This is a genomic window from Paenibacillus sp. PAMC 26794 (assembly GCF_000316035.1).
In the GTDB taxonomy this organism is placed as follows: Bacteria; Bacillota; Bacilli; order Paenibacillales; family Paenibacillaceae; genus Paenibacillus.
The window spans coordinates 1-1715 of record NZ_ANHX01000057.1; the positions used below are offsets into that span (position 1 = coordinate 1).

1 rRNA gene is annotated in these 1715 nt (G+C 53.9%); it reads right to left on the minus strand.

Annotated features, from left to right (window positions below):
- Positions 1-13: 13 nt before the first annotated feature.
- Positions 14-1715: ribosomal RNA gene (locus D829_RS34385) — 23S ribosomal RNA — on the minus strand; the annotation flags it as partial.

The window sequence follows — 1715 nt, forward strand, 5'->3', positions numbered from 1 at the left end:
TTACAACTTGCTATTGGATAAGCCCTCGACCGATTAGTACTGGTCAGCTCCATGCATTGCTGCACTTCCACCCCCAGCCTATCTACCTCGTCGTCTTCAAGGGGTCTTACATACTGGGAAATCTCATCTTGAGGGGGGCTTCACGCTTAGATGCTTTCAGCGTTTATCCCTTCCGTACATAGCTACCCAGCGGTGCTCCTGGCGGAACAACTGGTACACCAGCGGTACGTCCATCCCGGTCCTCTCGTACTAAGGACAGCTCCTCTCAAATTTCCTACGCCCACGACAGATAGGGACCGAACTGTCTCACGACGTTCTGAACCCAGCTCGCGTACCGCTTTAATGGGCGAACAGCCCAACCCTTGGGACCTACTTCAGCCCCAGGATGCGATGAGCCGACATCGAGGTGCCAAACCTCCCCGTCGATGTGGACTCTTGGGGGAGATAAGCCTGTTATCCCCAGGGTAGCTTTTATCCGTTGAGCGATGGCCCTTCCATGCGGTACCACCGGATCACTAAGCCCGACTTTCGTCCCTGCTCGACTTGTAGGTCTCGCAGTCAAGCTCCCTTATGCCTTTGCACTCTTCGAATGATTTCCAACCATTCTGAGGGAACCTTTGGGCGCCTCCGTTACTCTTTAGGAGGCGACCGCCCCAGTCAAACTGCCCACCTGACACTGTCCCCGCACCGGATTACGGTACCAGGTTAGAACCTAGATACGATCAGGGTGGTATCCCAACGTTGCCTCCACACAAGCTGGCGCTCATGTCTCTTCAAAGGCTCCCACCTATCCTGTACAGATCGTACCCAAATTCAATATCAAGCTGCAGTAAAGCTCCATGGGGTCTTTCCGTCTTGTCGCGGGTAACCTGCATCTTCACAGGTATTAAAATTTCACCGGATCTCTCGTTGAGACAGCGCCCAAGTCGTTACGCCATTCGTGCGGGTCAGAATTTACCTGACAAGGAATTTCGCTACCTTAGGACCGTTATAGTTACGGCCGCCGACTGGGGCTTCGGTTCACAGCTTCGGATTGCTCCTAACCACTCCCCTTAACCTTCCAGCACCGGGCAGGCGTCAGCCCGTATACTTCGCCTTACGGCTTCGCACAGACCTGTGTTTTTGCTAAACAGTCGCTTGGGCCTTTTCACTGCGGCCCCCTCGTGCTATTCACACTACCGGGGCACCCCTTCTCCCGAAGTTACGGGGTCATTTTGCCGAGTTCCTTAACGAGAGTTCTTCCGCGCGCCTTAGAATACTCTTCTCGCCTACCTGTGTCGGTTTGCGGTACGGGCACCTTCACCTGGCTAGAGGCTTTTCTTGGCAGTGTGAGATCATGACCTTCGCTACTACAATTTTCGCTCCCCATCACAGCTCAGCCTTACAATGTGCGGATTTGCCTACACATCAGCCTTACTGCTTAGACGGACATCCATCAGTCCGCGTCACTACCCTACTGCGTCCCCCCATTGCTCATAACGGCTTACGGTGGTACAGGAATTTCGACCTGTTGTCCTTCGACTACGCCTTTCGGCCTCGCCTTAGGTCCCGACTTACCCTGAGCGGACGAGCCTTCCTCAGGAACCCTTAGGCTTTCGGCGGATCAAGATTCTCACTTGATCTTTTCGTTACTCATACCGGCATTCTCACTTGTATAATGTCCAGCGCTCCTTACGGTACACCTTCAACCCTTATACAACGCTCCCCTACCCCTG